Here is a 16014-nt window from a genome sequence, read left to right on the forward strand (position 1 = left end):
GCGAAGCTCGCTCCAGCGTGAACACGGGTCGAGCTGAAAGGCGCCGATGTCAGCAGCCTTACTCAACATCGTGATCGGACTCGTCACCAGCCTCCTCAGCGGTGGTGCGGTCTGGGCCTGGCAGCGTGTGAAGAACGTACGGGTCCTCCGCGCGAAGGCGGCCTTCTTTGGTTTCGAGACCCGCGATACATGCCTTGTCATCCTGAACAGGAAGTGGGACGCGCCCGGGAGCACCAGCCATCATGACGTCCATGCCATGATAGAGGCAGTGATCATCGCCAAGGAGGCCGGGTGTATGACCTCTGTGCTGTCCGCCGAGGAATTTCACGGCAGTAACGGGGATCGGGCCGAGTTCTGTATAGGTGGTCCGGAGTCGAACGCTCGCACTGGCGGTCACCTGGCATCGCAGCTGCCGGGCGTGACGGTCCTCCCGCATCACGCGACCAGGCCCGATACCGCCGCCTTTGTTGTTGACGAACAGCAGTTCCTCCTCGCCCGCGGTCGCGAGGAACACGCGATTGTCGCCAAGTTCACGCCACCCGGAGCGAGTCGGCCGGTTATTCTGATCTGCGGCCAGACGGCGCTCGCGAACCGTGCCGCGATCTCTTATCTCAACCGAGAGCACCGCGAGCTGGCAAAGACCGTCGAGTCTCAGAACCGGTTCTGCATAGTCATCAAAGCAGCGTCGACAGAGACATACGGTCACCAGGCGGCAAGCCTTGAACGTGATGTCTCGGCAGCCGCGTTCAGCGCGTCGTGATTCCGGGTCGCCATGGTTCACCGCTCGCCGGCACGCTCAGTCGTCGGTGGCCGTGGAAGCGGCCGGGCCCAGCGTGCTGAGCAGCTGCTCGACGGCGAGGCCCCAGCTACGACGCTGCCGCATGAGGTCGCGCACGGCAGCCGCTCGCGCGAACGCGGCGGGTCGGTTTCGTAGTACCTCGTGCACGGCTAGTCCCCACCGAGCCACATCGTGCTCGTCGTTGGTCACCGGCACGACCATGCGGTCGGCGTCCAGTTCGGAGAGCACCTCGTGCAACAGCGTCCCGAGACCGCTGCGATCACTGATGAGCACCGGTGTGCCCGCCGCGATCGCCTCGAGTCCCACGAGACCGAATCCCTCAACCCTGGATGGCATGAGAACCAGGCTGGCCCGTCGCAGGTCTCGCTGCAGCCGGATCGACTCCGTCGAATAGTTGCGCACGGTCACCGTCAGGCCCGGTCGGCCGGACCATTCCAGGATGCGATCACGGACATCCTGCGCCTGGCCGGGGGGTGCGCCACGCAGCAACAGGTCCGCCGGAGGATCGCTGCGACCGCGGAGCCCGACGGCATACCCGACCGCCCGGGCCGCGATGTCGAGACCCTTGATGCTGGCGTCCTCGAGCCGGCCCAGGAGCAGGATCTGCGGGTTACCGGGCGGTGGTGTCCGCGAGCGCCGGTCGAATCTGCCTGAGCCGCCACCTGAACCGTTGCCGGACCGGCTTTCGTCATCGTGCTCAGGACGACCGTCGGGGTAGTCGAACCCCGGGTCGAAGCGCACCGGTTCAGGCGTGTCGTCGAACACCGACAACTCGCGGCGCATCCACTGGTGCAGGTTCGGGCCGACGGCGACGACCCGCGTGGCGTCCTCGCCGAGCGCCAGTTCGGTCGCCGTACGGTTCTCCGCGAGCGCTCCTGCATCCGCGCCACGGTCGCGCCGCCACCATTCGATCTCGTCAGGCGACATGTGGACGAAGTGCAACCTACGTGCGGCTGGGAAATGGTCCTCGGTGACCGCCTTCGCATGCGCGCCGGTGATGCGGCTGTGCCCGATCACGACGTCGGGGACGACTCCGGTCGGCAGCGGCGGTCGCCGCATCAGGACGTCGCGTTCCGCCGTGCCGGGTGCCATCAGCGCGGTCAGCAGCTCGACCCCCATCTCGGCGGCATCGTCGCGGTCGAACTGGTCCGCGGCCGGCACCACGCAGTACACACTTACGCCGGCCTTCGCCAGCGCGACGCACAGGTACCGGTTCAGCGCGCTGAGGCCACCGCGCCGCGGCAGCCATTCGTCAGCGAGCACGAGCACCCGCAGCGGCCCGGGAACCCGGCTGGCGCTCACGCCTGCGCCTGGGCGGACGCCGGACTCGGTCCGCCGCTCCGGGGCCGACGGCTTCGGCAACCCCCTCGACCCGTCGAGGGTGGCCGGCGGAAGCGAGTCCGCCATCGCAATGGTTTCCCGAGCCTGCCGCAGCGTCGTGGTCGAGTAGAACAGGTCGTCGTCGAGTTGCTGGACGAACCAGCCGGCGAGGTTGTGGTCGTCGGCGAACAGCCCGACCGCCGGTTGCCCCACCGAGGAGGGCCCCGCCGGAACGTAGTTGGCCATGTTGGCGGCCGCGATGTCCACCGACCGGCGAAGCTTTCTCAGCTGCGTCACGCCGGAGTCGAGCCGATAGGTCTCGAGCCGGAGGGTCGCCAGCAGCACCTCGTCGGATGACGTCGGCTGGCCGGCCAGCCGGTCACCGGCCGAGGCGCCGAACCGGTCGTCGATGAGTCGGGCCACCGGCTCGACCGCTCGCTCGACGTCGTCTCGCAGACCGCGCAGTGGCTGACCGCCGGACCAGACCCGCAGATGGTAACGGAGCTTCGAAGCGTGCATCAGGTACCGGGCGAACGGCGTGACGGCCATGTCGCCACCGCGGTTCCAGGTCCACGAGCTGAGTTCGGCGTCGCGGTCGTGGCCCGCCACCACCACTGCGCGCCGCGTGGACCGGGTGTCATCCTCGCTGCTGGCCTCCCACACGGCGAATCCGTTCGAGGTGGCCACACCCGACGAGTCGAAGGACGGTCGTACGGCCGGCTCGGGTAGCAACAGCCGGCACGACGCCGCCAGTTCGCGGCTCGGTCTCTGCTGGGCCGTAGTCGGTCCGAGGTCCGGGGGCTCGGGACGGGCCAGCCGAGCCTGGTACACCTCCGCGATCCCCAGGAGTGTGTCGGGCACCGGCTGGCAGACGCGTGCCCACCGACCGCTGAGATCGGCCCAACTACCTGTCGGATCGGTCGGCGGCGGCGCCAGCATCACCGACAGGCACAGCACATCGTGCTCGCGGCGGAGCAGGCTTTGGAAGACGCCGTCTCCGACGCGGCGCTGCGCCGCGACCGGTGCCCGCACCTCGGTGACGTCGAGCTCGTGGCGAGGCGGTGGCAGCCGCGGCACACCCAGCGCCTCGATCGGGTGACGCATGCCGAGCTCGTCGGCACAGGCGCGCCAGATTCGTGTCAGGTAGTCGTAGACGGCCGCGGAGTGCGGCCCACGAGTCGGTCCGAACACGTGCACGACGAGTTCCGGTGCTACTAGCAGCTGAGAATGGCCGTGATCCATGTGTCCCCAGACGCTTTCGCCGCCACCCCCGGCGGCGTCGTCCCAAGTCTGGCACGGCGCCCGGCTGCTCCCCCTCCCGTCCCGGCGCCGGGCCTCACCCGTACCGTCCATGGCGGCGGGTATCACGGGGGCGATACGAATCCGGCGCATCGCGGGCGCACCAGTTTGCGCCTGCGGTGGCCCGACTACCCGACTACCCGGCGACCTGGGCCGCGTTCGTGCGCGCGGGCCGCTGACGAGACCAGGTCGCCGGCAAACCGGACAGCTGGCGGAACGATACCGAGGAGACGAAGATGTTGCTGATCGACGAGGATGCGCGGCAGGACGCACTCGACGCGCTGACCGACGCCGGTACCTGGATCGCCAGCGCAGCGCATTGGACAGAGATTGACCGGACGGTCGCCACGATGGCTGCCGCCGCGGCCACCGGGGACGTCCAGCTACTGACGACGGCCACCGCCCATCTCGAATACCTCAGCACGCGAAGGGCGACCGACGCGGGCAAGGGACCGAAGACGCCGCCGCCGGAACCGGTCAGGGACCGGCTGAACGAAACCATCCACAAGATCGGAAAATAGCGGCGGTCGGCCGGTCAGCCGCCGACGTGCACGAAGGCGGCCCAGACCGACGGGTAGGCCGGGTAGCGGGCGCGCAACGCCACGGTCGTGGCGTGCAGTGCCGGTTGCACGCGGTCCGTCGAATAACCGCCGTCGGGGAAGACACGGTCGTAGAAGGCCGCGACCGCGCGCCGAGCCGGTCGGTCGGGGACGGGCCAGAGGGTCGCCACCACGTGTCGGTAGCCGGCGAGCTGACATGCGGCGGCCAGGTGGATGGCTTCGTCGGTCAGACGCTGGCCTGGCCGCGCCGTGGAACATGCCGACAACACCGCCAACTCGGCGTCGTCCAGCCGAAGCCGGGCCAGATCGACCACGCGCAGCGGCTCGGTCTCGTGGTCGTGCAGCAGCAGGCGGCTCGCCGAGGGATCAGTCGCGTCGCTGTAGCCGTGACAGGCGAAATGCACCCACCGCGCCGCCGGCAGCGCCGCCAGCACGGCCTGGCGGGTCGCGGCCGGACCGGTCAACACCTGAACCCGGTCCGACAGCTGGTTCGCCAGGCGGTCGGTCTCGGCCCGCGCGCTGCGGAGGTCGGCGGCACCCGGCGTGAACGGCATCGACACCGCAAGCATTGACTCCGACCGTGCCGACCCTTCGCCGAGGTCCCTCACCGGACGGCGACGGCGAGAGTGCGTCAACGCACGGACGGTCGGTGTGTAGGACGAGTACACCCGGTCCATCACGGTTGCCGGCACGGGTTCGTCCCGAGTCTCATGACGGCCCGCCGCGTGCAGCGGCAGGAAGGACAACAGCCCAGACGGACACCACCACAGCCGTGGCCAGGGGGTTCCGTCAGCTGGCCGGCCCGTCGCGCCGATCCGCTCCAGTACCGGCTCGGCGAGGACGTCCCACAACCAGGCCAACATCGCGTTCACTTGAGCCTCCGCCGACGGCCAGTCGTCGCCGAGCGGTATCTCGTCGTCCAGCACGGCCAGGAATTCGTTCACCCGCTGCTCGACGGCCTCCGGTGTCAGCTCGCCGAGCGACACCGCTTCGACCGCGCCGGCTGCATCGATGATCAGCGCCTGCGACCCGAACCGGGACACGACCACGATCACGACCATGCCGTCAGCGGCCGCTTCGGCCAGCTCGCGCAGCTGCGGGGGTCGCAGGAAGCGATCGAAGCCCGGCAACGCACGAACCTGCGTGATCAGCTGTTCGAAGGTGTCCGCGAGCTGCGGGCGTCGTGTCCTGTCGGCGAAGTCGAGGTCTTCCCGCAGCGCGGCGAACCGTTCGGCCAGCCCCGGATGCTGCTCGGCCAACGCGGTCAGGTCGGTGCGAGTGTCCAGGGCCTGACCGAGCAGCACCCCGCGGCCTTGCTCGAACAGCTCGACCGCCCGCTGGAGCTGGCCGGCGTGAACGCAGCACGCCGCTGCCTCCGACCCCAACTCACCCAACGTGTCGAGGAGATGTTCCTGGTCACTGCGGGCAAGCCTGCGCGGGGCCACTTGTCCGAGCAGCTCGGACGCGACGGTGTACCCGGCCACCGCCGCCCCCCAGCGTTCGCCGAGCGCGCTCGCCCTGCCCCAGCCCCGGGCCGCCTCGGTACGAGTCCGCGGCGACGCGACCGCGACCGCAGCGGCCTGGCGGCCGGCACGCTCGGCTGTCGTCAGGTCGGCCGTGTTCCCGCAGTGTTCGTAGCGCACCTGCGAGGCGAGGCCCAGGTTGGACAGGTACATCGCCTGGTCCGGATGTCCGTCGGGGACGGCGGCGACGGCGTCCCGGCTGGCAGCAATCGCCTCGTCGAGGTCGGCGGGCCGCTTGACCAGGTCAAACCTGATCTGCAACGCCAGGCCCAGGTTGGACAGGTACATCGCCCGGTCCGGATGGTCCGCGGCTACGTCGATGACGGCGGCCACAGCGCCTCGCGCGACGTCGACCGCCTCGTCCAGATCAGCCAGGCTGCCGGTCCGTTCGCAGCTGACCTGTAGTGCCAGCCCAAGATTGGACAGGTACTTGGCTCGGTCGGGATGTCCGGCCGGGGTAGAGGAGGCGGCGGCCCGGAGGACCGTCAACGCCTCGTCCAGGTTGGCGAGGTCTCCGGTGCGTTCAGTCCGACTCTCCAACGCGGTGCCGAGGTTGGACAGGTACCGGGCCTGTCTGGTGTGCCTGGCATAACCGTCCGGGACGACGGCGACCGCGACTCGACCGGCGATGATCGCCTCGTCCAGGTCGGCGAGAACCCCGAGACGGGCGAAGCGCGCGTGCAACGTCCCGCACAGGTTGCCCGACGTCCCGGCTCGGTGGTGGCCGTCCCCGGCTGCGGCGACCGCCGCTCGGCCGACGGTGACCGCCTCGTCGAGGTCGGCGAGGTCGCCAGTCCGATCGAACCGACGTTCGAGCGTAAGACCGAGGTTGGACAGATGCATGGCCCGGTCGGGATGGTCCACCGTTGCCGTGGCCAGTAGATCGAGGGCCCGCCGGCCGGCATCGGCCGCTTCGTTCAGGTCAGCCAGCCCCCCGGCTCGCGCACATCGGGCCTCCAGCGCGGCACCAAGGTTTGAAAGGTAGCGGGCACGCGAGCCGAGATCAGTGCTGGCCGAGGCACCTGCGGTCGCCATCCGCAGGGCGCGGACGGCCTCGTCGACGTCTGCCATGTCGCCGACGAGCTCGAACCGGGTCTGCAGTGTGGTGGCGAGATTGAACAGGTAGTGCCCACGGCCGGGAAAGTCTGGGGCGACCACGTCGACCGCGGCTCGGCAGATCTCGACCGCTTCGTCGAGATCCGAGCGCTCTCCAGCGTGGTCGAACCGGGCCAGCACGGCGAGGCCGAGGTTGGACAAGCACGCGCCGTGGTCCTCGTGACTGGCTGGAAGGGCCGCCGCTGATGCCCGGCCAGCGCGCACAGCTGCTTCCAGGTCGGCCAGATCCCCGGCCACCTCGAAGCGGTTGCGCAGACTGTTCCCAAGATTGGCAAGGTACGTCCCACGATCAGTGGCATCGGCCGGTGCATGCGCGACGGCCGACCGGCCTGCGATGATCGCGGCGTCCAGGTCCGCCCGGTTCCCGGTGAGCTCGAATCGGTACTGCAACGCTCCGCAGAGATTGGACAGTGCGCCGGGGTCGTCGGGACGCAGGTCGACCGAGGCGCGGCCCGCGACCACGGCCTCGTCCAATCCGGCGACGTCGCCGCGGGCCGCCGACCACACCTGCAGCGCTCCACACAGACTGGAAAGACGGCCCGGACGGTCGGGGTGGTCCGCCGGCAGGGACGCGACCGCCCATCGATCAGCCTCGACCGCCTCGTCCCAGTCGGCCAGGTCCCCGGTCTGCTCGAACCGGTCCCGCAGTGCGACCCCGAGCCCGGTGAGGTAGCGGTGCCGGGCGGCGTGGTCGTCGCCGGCCTCGACGACGGCCCCTTTGATCATCACGATCGCCTTGGCGAGGTCGGCGAGGTCTCCGCCGCGCCGGAACCGGGTACCCAACGCGCCGCCTAGGTTGTACAGCACCACGTCCCGGCCCGGGTAGCCCTCGGTAATCACTGTGGCCAACTGCCGGAACGCGTCGATCGCCGCGTCCAGCGTGGCGGTGTCGGCGGTGTGCAGCGCCGCCGAGAGTAACTCGGCCGCCTGGTCCAGGGCGGCCTGCAGGTCAGCTGGCCGCAGATGGCGTGGCGGCGACGCGCGTCGGGCGAGCCGCCGCCGTAGCCACTGTCCCGACCGCGCCCGTATCCAGGACGCCCATCGCGCGGCTGGAATGGTTGCCATCCGATGCCCCCGAAACCCTCGACCCACGCGCCGCGAGCCCTCGACCGTGTCCTGAATGCTGCCGCCGGCCTGCCTCGCGGCCGGTTATGCCGAGTGCGGCAATCAAACGGTCGAACACCTCGGCCGGCGGTAACCTCGCACCAGCCATTGCTCTGTATAAAGCGCGACTGGGCTTTGCTTGGCCGCTAGCTGTTGTTCGGTAACGGCAACGGCGGTGGCTGCGGGTTCGGCGAGCGGGGTGATGTCGTCGACCACTCACGCTCCCGATGCCAACGTTGCCGTCGCCCGCCGCTGCTACTGCCGTGTTCAGGATATTCCAGAGTTCTCCAGGAAGGCCGTTGCCCGCCAGCCGGGCGTGGTTCCGTGGCATCGATGCCCCGTCCGACGCTGTGCGGAGCAAACAGGCACGACGCCGACGAGGCGTACGTGACTGGTGCCGGGTGCGAGTCGATCGTCCGCCCGGGGCGCGGGTCCGCTTCTGCCACGGGGGGCCGAAGCGGACCCGCGCGTCGCGCACGGTGGACATAGTGGGCAGACGCTGGACGAAGTCAGCCCAGGTCGCGGAAGGCCGAATCGCCGGAGAAAGGTTCGCGACTGGCGCAGACGAGCCTTCTCACAGGTGGCACCTTCTCGGGAGAGTCGTTGGTCTCGGCGGGAAAGGCCACCGCGCCGCCACGGTTGTTCTCAGCCACCGACGTGCACGAATGCGGACCAGATCGAGGGATATTCCGGATATCGTCCGCGCAGCGCCAGGGCCGCTGCATGTACTGCCGCCGGCGCCGCGCCGGCGCGGCATTCACCGTTCGCGATGACGCGATCGTAGATCGCGGTGACGGCCCTCTGGGTGGGCCGGTCTGGGACGGGCCATAGGGCCGCGACCACATGCCGGTAGCCGGCGAGCTGGAACGCCGAGGCCAGATGGATGGCCTCGTCGGTCAGCCGGGTCCCGGGACGGGCTGTGGAACAGGCCGAAAGCACAGCCAGCTCGACATCGTCCAGGCGCAGCCGTGCGATGTCCAGGACGGTCAGTGGCCTTTCCCGGTGGTCGTGCAGCAACAGCGCGCTGGCCGACGGATTGGTGAGATCGGCGGCGGTGTGGCACGCGAAATGGGCCCATCGAGCGCCCGGGAGCGCGGCAACGACCCTTTGGTAGGTTGCCTCTGTACCCGTCAGTACTTCGACATGGCCGGGAAGCCGCTGTTGCAGCCCGGCCACCTCCTTACCGGCACCGGTCAGGTCTGACTCGCCTTCGGTGACGGGCATTGCCAACGCCACGACACGCAACGGTGAGCGGCTCGGTCCCGCGCCGTCCGTGCCGGCACCGGCAGGAGGCCGGCGCGCATGCGCCAACGCGCGAACGGTCGAGGTGTAGGAGCAGACGGCTCGGTCCAGGACTCCTGCCGGAGGATTGCCGCTGGAGCCGGCTCGGGCCGCGGCGTGTAATGGCAGCAACGACAGGAGCCCGCTGGGACACCACCACAACCGGGGCCAAGACGCATGTTCCCCGGGAGAGTCGGTGATCCCCAACTGCGCCAGCACCGGCCCGGCGACCGTGTCCCACAACCACCCCAGTATCCCGGTCAGCCGCTGCTCGGCCGTCGTCGAGGGCACCTGCGCCACCACGTCGAGAAGTGCGTCGACATGTGCGGCGACCGCCTGCGGGGTCAGGTCAGGCAGCTGTAGGACGGTCACGCCGTCAGGCCGTACGAGCAAGGCATGTGAGCCGAAGCGGGAGACGTTGACGACAATGATCGGGCCCTCGGCTGCCATCGCTCTCAGCTCGGCGGCGGCGGGCGGACGAAGGAATCGCTCGAAACCCGGCACATCCCGGATCTCGTCGATCGTCTGCTCGAACGCCGCGGCCGCCTCTCTTCGCACCACGGTCTGGCGCTCGGGATCCGGAGCGGTGTGGTTCCGCGTGAACTCGTCCGACGTCAGGGCCAAGTGCGTGTCGACCCGGTCGAGGTCTGCCCGCAGCGCGGTGAACCGTTTCGCCAGTTCCGAGCGTACGCCGGCGAGCGCGGTCAGGTCGGTGCGAGTGTCCAGCGCCTGTCCGAGCAGCACGCCCCGCCCCTGCTCGAACAACTCCAGCGCCCGGTCGACTTGGCCGGCGCGGACGCACGCCGCAGCAGCGTCCGCGCCCAGGCCGCCCAACTCGGTGAGCAGGTGCTCCTGGTCGCCGCGGGCAAGGCTGCGCGGGGCCAGCCGTCCCAGCAGGTCGGCGGCGGCCGCGAATCCCTCGACCGCCTCGTCCCACCGCTGCCCGTCGCCGGCGATCCGCCCCCACGCGCGCGCGGCCCGCGCGCGTATTCGAGGCGAGGCCGTCAGTAGGCGCGTGCCCGTCCGCGCCGCGTCGAGCGCGGCGTCCAGGTCCGTCGGATCACCCGTAAGTCTGAAGCGGGCGGCCAGCACGACACTGGTGTTCATCAGGTACGCGGCGCGATCTGGATGGTCCTGCTCGGCGCAGTCGACGGCGGCCCGCCCGGCCTCGATCGCGGCTTCCAGATCGGCCACGCTGCCGGTGCGCTCGAACCTTGCGCGCAGGTCGGCACACAGGTTGGAGCGAAGGCCAGCGAGATCCGGATGATCGTCGGGGGTGGCGTCCATGGCGGCTCGGCTGGCCTCGATCGCGGCGTCAAGATCGTCGATGCGGCCGGCGAACCCGTACCGGGTCCGCAGCGCGAGGCCAAGGCCGGAGAGGTAGACGGCCCGGTCGGGGTGATCGCCGGGGGTCGCATTCACCGCGGCCTGGCAGGCGACGATGGCGGCGTCGAGGTCGGAGGCCACCGCCGTCCGCCCAAATCGGACCGTCAGCGCGTTGCCCAGGGTCGACGAGTACCTGGCGTACTGCGCGTGATCGTCGACGGTGGCCGCGACCGCGGCGTGGGCGGCCTCGATCGCGGCGTCGAGGTCGGCGGATGTTCCGGTCCGTTCAAACCGTGAGCGCAGAGCCATGCCAAGGTTGGTCTCGTACCCGGCCCGGTCGGGGTGGTCCCGGGGAGTGGCGGCGACCGCGGCTCGTCCGGTGTCGATCGCCGCGTCGAGGTCGGCCGTTCGGCCTCGCCGCCGGAACTGGGCGCGCAGCGCGGCGCCGAGGTTGGCCAGATACATCGGACGGTCTCGGTGGCCTGATGGGGTGGCGTCGACGGCCGCCTGGCCGGCGTGGACCGCGTCGTCGAGGTCGGTCGTCCCGCCGGTGCGCTCGTACCGGCCACGCAGCGCGATACCGAGATTGGACTGTAGACCCGCCAGGTCGGGGTCGTCGGGTGCGGTGGAGGCGACCGCGGCGCGGCCGGCGTCGATCGCGGCGGACAGGTCCGCGAGCGTGCCGGTGCGCTCGTAGCGGGCTCGCAGGGAGTTGCCGAGGTTGGACAGGTACCGGGCGCGGTAGGGGTCGTCAGGCGCGGCGGCGTCGACGACTGCCTGGCCGGCATCGATCGCGTCGTTGATGTCCGCGATCGACTGGGTGCGCTCGAATCTGTAGGTCAGGGCGAGGATGAGGTTCGACAGACGCCCGGCCCAGGCGGGGTCGTTGGGCGAGGTGGCGGTGACGGCGGCCTGGCCGGCGTCGATCGCGGCGGACAGGTCCGCGAGCGTGCCGGTGCGCTCGTAGCGGGTTCGCAGCGTGTTGCCGAGGTTGGACAGATATCGGGCGCGATGGGGGTGGCCGGGCGGGGCGGCGTCGACGGCTTTCTGGCCGGCCGCGACCGCAGCGTCGAGGTCCGCGATCGCGTCGGTGTGCTCGAATCTGAGTGCGAGAGTGAGGCCGAGATCCGACAGTCGCCCCGGTTCGTCGGATGCCTGCCGCTCGTGGCCGCGTGGGCCTGGCGTGTCGCCGTCTGGGAGCGGTGCGGGAGGCCGCCCGCTCCCCGCCGTGGCGTTGTCCGGTGGCTCCATCTGATGCCCCATCGTCCGATCGTTCCTGCGGAACAGACATACACCGATCCGAGCCTGATCCGGAGCCCGCAGATCTGAGGATCTTCGTCGTCCTGGGCGACCGCGGTCCTCAGATCTTGCCCGGCAGCTGCGGCGGCCCGAAGCTCGGGATGCTGCTACACGCTCCCGCGCGGCCACAATCCTCGGGCTCTCCCCAGGCATCGGCCGGCAGGGAGCCGGCACGCTCGCGTTGCGAGCGTTCTGGTCGTTGATCGGCGGTGGCGGTGGCGGTGGTCTGCCCGGGATGCCACGGGGAGTCCAGGTGTGATCTGCGTCGGCCTTATGCGACACGTGGAGATCGCCGCCAGGCTCGGGGAGCCACTCTCGTAGTGTGCACGGCAATCACGTTCGGTGATTATTCGTGTGCTGATGAGGTCGGATGGTCCGCTCTCTGGTCCCATCCGGCAGCAGAGAGAGGCAGTGTCGTCATGGTCGGTGGTGGCAGGGATGTCGTTCTGGTGACAGGAGCGACGGGTAACCAGGGTGGTGCGGTCGCGGCGCGGCTGCTCGCCGACGGCTGGGCGGTGCGGGCGCTGACGCGCGACCCAACGGGAGCGGCGGCCCGCCGGCTCGCCGACCGGGGTGCGGAGATCGTGATCGGCGATCTCGCCGACCCGCAGTCTCTGGACGTGGCGGCGAAGGGCGTCCACGGGGTGTTCAGTGTCCAGCGGGGGGCGCTCGGCTATCCGCCCGTGCCGTTCGCGGAAGAGGTCGCCTGGGGTCGCAACGTGGCCGACGCGGCGGCGCGGGCCGGTGTCCGTCACGTGGTCCACGCCTCGGCGGCGGGCGTGGGGCCGGCGGCTCCGCGGGCGCTGGCGAGCAAGTGGGAGATCGAGGAGTACCTGCGCGGCAGCGGGCTGCCGGTGACGATCCTGCGGCCGGTGTCGTTCATGGAGAACTACGCCTCGCCGGCGTTCGGCGTGCAGACCGGCACGCTTGCGAGCCCGTTCGCGCCGGACGTCGCCGAGCAGCTCATCGCCCTCGACGACATCGGCGCGTTCGTCGCGCTCGCCTTCGCCGATCCCGCCCGGTTCGCGGAGCGGACCCTCGCGATCGCCGGCGATGAGCTGCGCCCCGCCGAGACGGCGCGGGCACTGAGTCGGGCCACCGGCCGCGACATCGGTCACGTGCAGCTGCCCGTCGACGTGGTCCGCGCGGCGAACGAGGACTTCGCCGACGCGGTGGCCTTCGTCAACGACCGTGGCGGCTACGGTGCCGACATCGCGACCGCTCGGGCGCTGCACCCGGAGCTGATGACGTTCGAGACCTGGCTGGAGCGTCGAGGCGCCGCGCTGGTGGCCGCCCTGTTCGACTGACCGCTCGGTTCGACTGACCGCTCGGTTCGACCGACCGCTCGGTTCGGCTGGTCGCCCGGTTCGGTTGAGCGCCCTGCTCGAGTAGCCGCGGGTCCGGGCCCGCACCACCTGCTCGGCCGGTCAACGTCCATCAGGGCGTGTTCTGGATCACTTTCCTACTTCTTGACTCGACAAGGTGTGTTTACGCAGAGTGCTTTCCTGGGCCGCATTTCGACATGTCGGCCGGGAAGGGACGGGACCCATGCCCGATTCCACTCCGCTCCATCTCGCCGTCGCGCTCGACGGGGCGGGGTGGCACCCTGCACCCCGCCCCGCCAACCGCTGCGCCGACGCCGACATCGCCGCCGTCTGACTCCGAAGGGCCGCCCTCGTGAGCAAGCCGCGCAAGCAGATCATCCTCGGTGCCTACCTGGCGGGCGTGAACCACCACACGGTGTGGTCGGACCCGGCCGCGGGCAGCCAGATCGCGTTCTCCTCCTTCCAGCACCTGGCGCAGACCGCCGAACGCGGGAAGTTCGACTTCTTCTTCCTGGCGGAGGGCCTGGCCCTGCGGGAACGGTTCGGGGCGTTCCTGGACACCGACGTGGTCGGCCGCCCCGACACGCTGCCGGTGCTCGCCGCGCTGGCCGCCGTCACCGAGCACCTCGGGCTGGTCGGCACCGTCAGCGCCACCTTCAACGAGCCCTACGAGCTGGCCCGCCAGCTCGCCTCCCTGGACCACCTCTCCGACGGCCGGGTCGGCTGGAACGTGGTGACGTCCCTCGACACGTTCACCGGCCGCAACTTCCGGCGCGGAGGTTTCCTGCAGGCCGAGGACCGCTATGTCCGCGCGGAGGAGTTCCTCGACGCCGCGCGGGCCCTGTGGGACAGCTGGCCGGCCGACGCCGTCGCCGCCGACCGCGACCGCGGGCGTTTCCTGCGGGACGGACAGGTGGGCCGGTTCGCGCGGCACGGCCGCCAGTTCGACATCGCCGGACGCTTCACCGTGCCCCGCTCCCCGCAGGGCCGCCCGGTGATCCTGCAGGCCGGGGTCTCCCCGCAGGGCCGGGACTTCGCCGCCGCCGGCGCTGACGCGATCTTCTCTCCATACCACAGCCTCCCCGAGGCGCAGGAGTTCTACCGGGACATCACCGCCCGGGTCGCCGCCGCCGGACGTCCACCGGGCTCGGTGCGGCTGCTGCCCGCCGCGCTGTTCGTCCTCGGTGACACCGCGTCGGACGCCCGCGAGCGGGCCCGGGAGATCGCCCGCGCGCAGGTCTCCGGCCGGACGGCGCAGATCCTGCTGGAGACGGTCTGGAACCGTGACCTGTCCGGCTACGACCCGGACGGCCCGCTGCCCGACGTCGAGCCGGACACCGACGGGCCACCGGCCATCGAGGGCAGGACCAGGCGGCACGGCGACGCGCACGCGACGGTGAAGGCGTGGCGCGAGCTCGCGGAGGCGAACGGGTACTCGCTGCGCGAGCTGGCGATCCACCTGTTCGCCCGCGCCGAGTTCGTCGGAACGCCGACCCAGGTCGCCGACCGGCTCGACGAGTTCGTCCAGAACGACGGTTCGGACGGCTTCATCCTCGGGTCGCACCTGACGCCCACCGGGCTCGACGAGTTCGTCGACAAGGTCGTCCCACTGCTGCAGGAACGGGGGTCGCTGCGCACGGAGTACGAGGGGACCACGCTGCGCGCCAACCTCGGCCTGCCCGCGATCCCGGGGCCGGCTATCCCGGAGGCAGTCGGCCCGGAGCCCCCGATCCCAGCGGCGGCGATCCCAGCGGCGGCGATTCCGGGGGCGGCCGGCCCGGAGCCGGCCCGGCGGTGACCGAGGCCGCGGCGGAGGCGGACCTGGGGCGGACCCGGCCCGCCGGGTCCGCCGGCCCCGGCGGGCACCACGTGCTCGACAACCCGGTGCGCTCGTCGCTGTGCGGCCCGCACGCCCCCTTCGCCGAGCGGTGCGGCGACGTCCGGCGCTACCCGCCGCAGATGTCGCCGTTCGCGGCCATGCCCGAACGGCCCGCCGCCGCCGACTGGGCCGATCTGGGCACGCTCGCCGGCCCGGGAGTGGTCGTGCCGCTCGCCGCGGTCGAGACCCCGCCACCCGCCGGCTGGGAGGTCGTCCTGCGTGGCACCGGGGTGCAGATGACGGGCGAAGGGGTCGCCGGCTCCCCGGGTGGCTCCGGAATCGTCCGCCTCACCGCCGCCGACGTGCCGGAGATGCTCGCACTGACCGCCCGCACGAATCCCGGGCCGTTCCTGCCCCGCACGATCGAGCTCGGGACGTTCCTCGGGATCCGGCGCGGGAACCGGCTCGTCGCGATGGCCGGCGAGCGGGTCCATCCGCCCGGATGGACCGAGATCAGCGGCGTGTGCACCGACGCCGCGTATCGGGGGCAGGGCCTGGCCACCCGGCTCGTGCTGGCCCTCACCGCCGGCATCGCCGCCCGCGGCGAGCTTCCCTTCCTGCACGTCACGGCCGGCAACGACACCGCGCTGCGGCTCTACGAGGCGCTGGGTTTCCGCGCGCGGCGCACGCTCACCTTCACCATCGTGCGCGTCCCGGATGTCGCCTGACGGGCCTGCTGTCAACGATCAGGTCGTCTCGGTGACCAACGGCCCGCGTCGGCTGTGGCCGGGCCACCCGGAGGTGATCGAAAGCTGGCCGGGGTGGTGCTGGCGCGGCGTCGCGGTGCTTCCTTGTCTCCGGCCATCGCCACATGGCGCCGATAATTCACCCCAAGAGGGGCAAAGCGGGAGCAGTTTTGCCTGGCAACCCGCAAAAAAGGAGGATTTTGGTCGCTTGTCTTCAGGGGGTCATCGCACAGGCTTCTGCGTAGACCTGTGATGGTGTCTTCCAACCCAGGGTCTGTCGAGGTCGGGCGTTGAGCTGAGCGGCGACGCGAGCGAGGTCGTCGGGGGTATGGACGGACAGGTCGGTGCCCTTGGGGAAGTACTGGCGGAGCAGACCGTTGGTGTTCTCGTTGCTACCGCGTTGCCAGGGGCTGTGGGGATCGCAGAAGTAGACCGGGATCCCGGTCGCGACGGTGAACCGGGCATGCCGCATCATCTCGACGCCCTGGTCCCAGGTC

The 16014-nt window shown here is 70.7% G+C and carries 9 protein-coding genes; 5 read left to right on the top strand and 4 right to left on the bottom strand.

Annotated elements, in window-relative coordinates; all coding sequences use genetic code 11:
* The first annotated feature begins 46 nt into the window (after positions 1 to 46).
* The gene (locus AWX74_RS30815; protein ID WP_091283946.1) at positions 47 to 760 is read left to right on the top strand and encodes a hypothetical protein; all 714 of its coding nucleotides are present in this window, start codon (positions 47 to 49) and stop codon (positions 758 to 760) included.
* Positions 761 to 796: 36 nt separating this feature from the next.
* Here the strand turns inward: AWX74_RS30815 and AWX74_RS30820 are convergent, their stop codons facing one another.
* Positions 797 to 3316 carry a CATRA conflict system CASPASE/TPR repeat-associated protein gene (locus AWX74_RS30820; protein ID WP_091283948.1) on the bottom strand — a complete coding sequence of 840 codons (2520 nt, stop codon included), beginning with the start codon at positions 3314 to 3316 and terminating at the stop codon, positions 797 to 799.
* Positions 3317 to 3654: 338 nt separating this feature from the next.
* Between AWX74_RS30820 and AWX74_RS30825 the strand changes: the two genes are divergently transcribed.
* The gene (locus AWX74_RS30825; RefSeq protein WP_091283950.1) at positions 3655 to 3939 is read left to right on the top strand and encodes a CATRA system-associated protein; all 285 of its coding nucleotides are present in this window, start codon (positions 3655 to 3657) and stop codon (positions 3937 to 3939) included.
* A 14-nt stretch (positions 3940 to 3953) separates the two neighbouring features.
* Here AWX74_RS30825 and AWX74_RS30830 read toward each other — a convergent pair whose 3' ends face one another.
* Together AWX74_RS30830 and AWX74_RS30835 are read right to left on the bottom strand one after the other, a co-directional pair.
* Positions 3954 to 7682: a CHAT domain-containing protein gene (locus AWX74_RS30830; protein ID WP_226931304.1), complete on the bottom strand. Its 3729-nt coding sequence runs from the start codon at positions 7680 to 7682 to the stop codon at positions 3954 to 3956.
* 684 nt (positions 7683 to 8366) lie between these two features.
* Entirely contained in the window at positions 8367 to 11591 is a 3225-nt protein-coding gene (locus AWX74_RS30835; protein WP_165615856.1) for a CHAT domain-containing tetratricopeptide repeat protein, read from the bottom strand.
* Positions 11592 to 12076: 485 nt separating this feature from the next.
* Here AWX74_RS30835 and AWX74_RS30840 point away from each other — a divergent pair, with 485 nt between their 5' ends.
* The 3 genes from AWX74_RS30840 to AWX74_RS30850 all read left to right on the top strand — a co-directional run bounded on the left by AWX74_RS30840 (position 12077) and on the right by AWX74_RS30850 (position 15499).
* A complete protein-coding gene (locus AWX74_RS30840) occupies positions 12077 to 12934 on the top strand; it encodes an NmrA/HSCARG family protein (protein WP_242666492.1) in 858 nt (285 codons plus the stop codon).
* Between the two features lie 370 nt (positions 12935 to 13304).
* Positions 13305 to 14750: an NtaA/DmoA family FMN-dependent monooxygenase gene (locus AWX74_RS30845; protein WP_091283956.1), complete on the top strand. Its 1446-nt coding sequence runs from the start codon at positions 13305 to 13307 to the stop codon at positions 14748 to 14750.
* Positions 14747 to 15499, top strand: coding sequence for a GNAT family N-acetyltransferase (locus AWX74_RS30850; protein ID WP_207550453.1), 753 nt, complete (start codon positions 14747 to 14749; stop codon positions 15497 to 15499). The genes AWX74_RS30845 and AWX74_RS30850 overlap by 4 nt, the downstream gene beginning before the upstream one ends.
* Positions 15500 to 15731: 232 nt before the next feature.
* Here the strand turns inward: AWX74_RS30850 and AWX74_RS30855 are convergent.
* Positions 15732 to 16014, bottom strand: a 283-nt coding sequence (locus AWX74_RS30855; protein ID WP_114476433.1) for an IS30 family transposase, incomplete at its 5' end; no start/stop codon positions are given.

Origin of the sequence: Parafrankia irregularis (assembly GCF_001536285.1) — a bacterium.
GTDB lineage: Bacteria > Actinomycetota > Actinomycetes > Frankiales > Frankiaceae > Parafrankia > Parafrankia irregularis.

Coding starts and splice junctions, on each gene's coding strand:
- AWX74_RS30815 (WP_091283946.1), top strand. CDS start 47: ATGTCAGCAGCCTTACTCAACATCGTGATCGGACTCGTCACCAGCCTC.
- AWX74_RS30825 (WP_091283950.1), top strand. CDS start 3,655: ATGTTGCTGATCGACGAGGATGCGCGGCAGGACGCACTCGACGCGCTG.
- AWX74_RS30830 (WP_226931304.1), bottom strand. CDS start 7,682: ATGGCAACCATTCCAGCCGCGCGATGGGCGTCCTGGATACGGGCGCGG.
- AWX74_RS30835 (WP_165615856.1), bottom strand. CDS start 11,591: ATGGGGCATCAGATGGAGCCACCGGACAACGCCACGGCGGGGAGCGGG.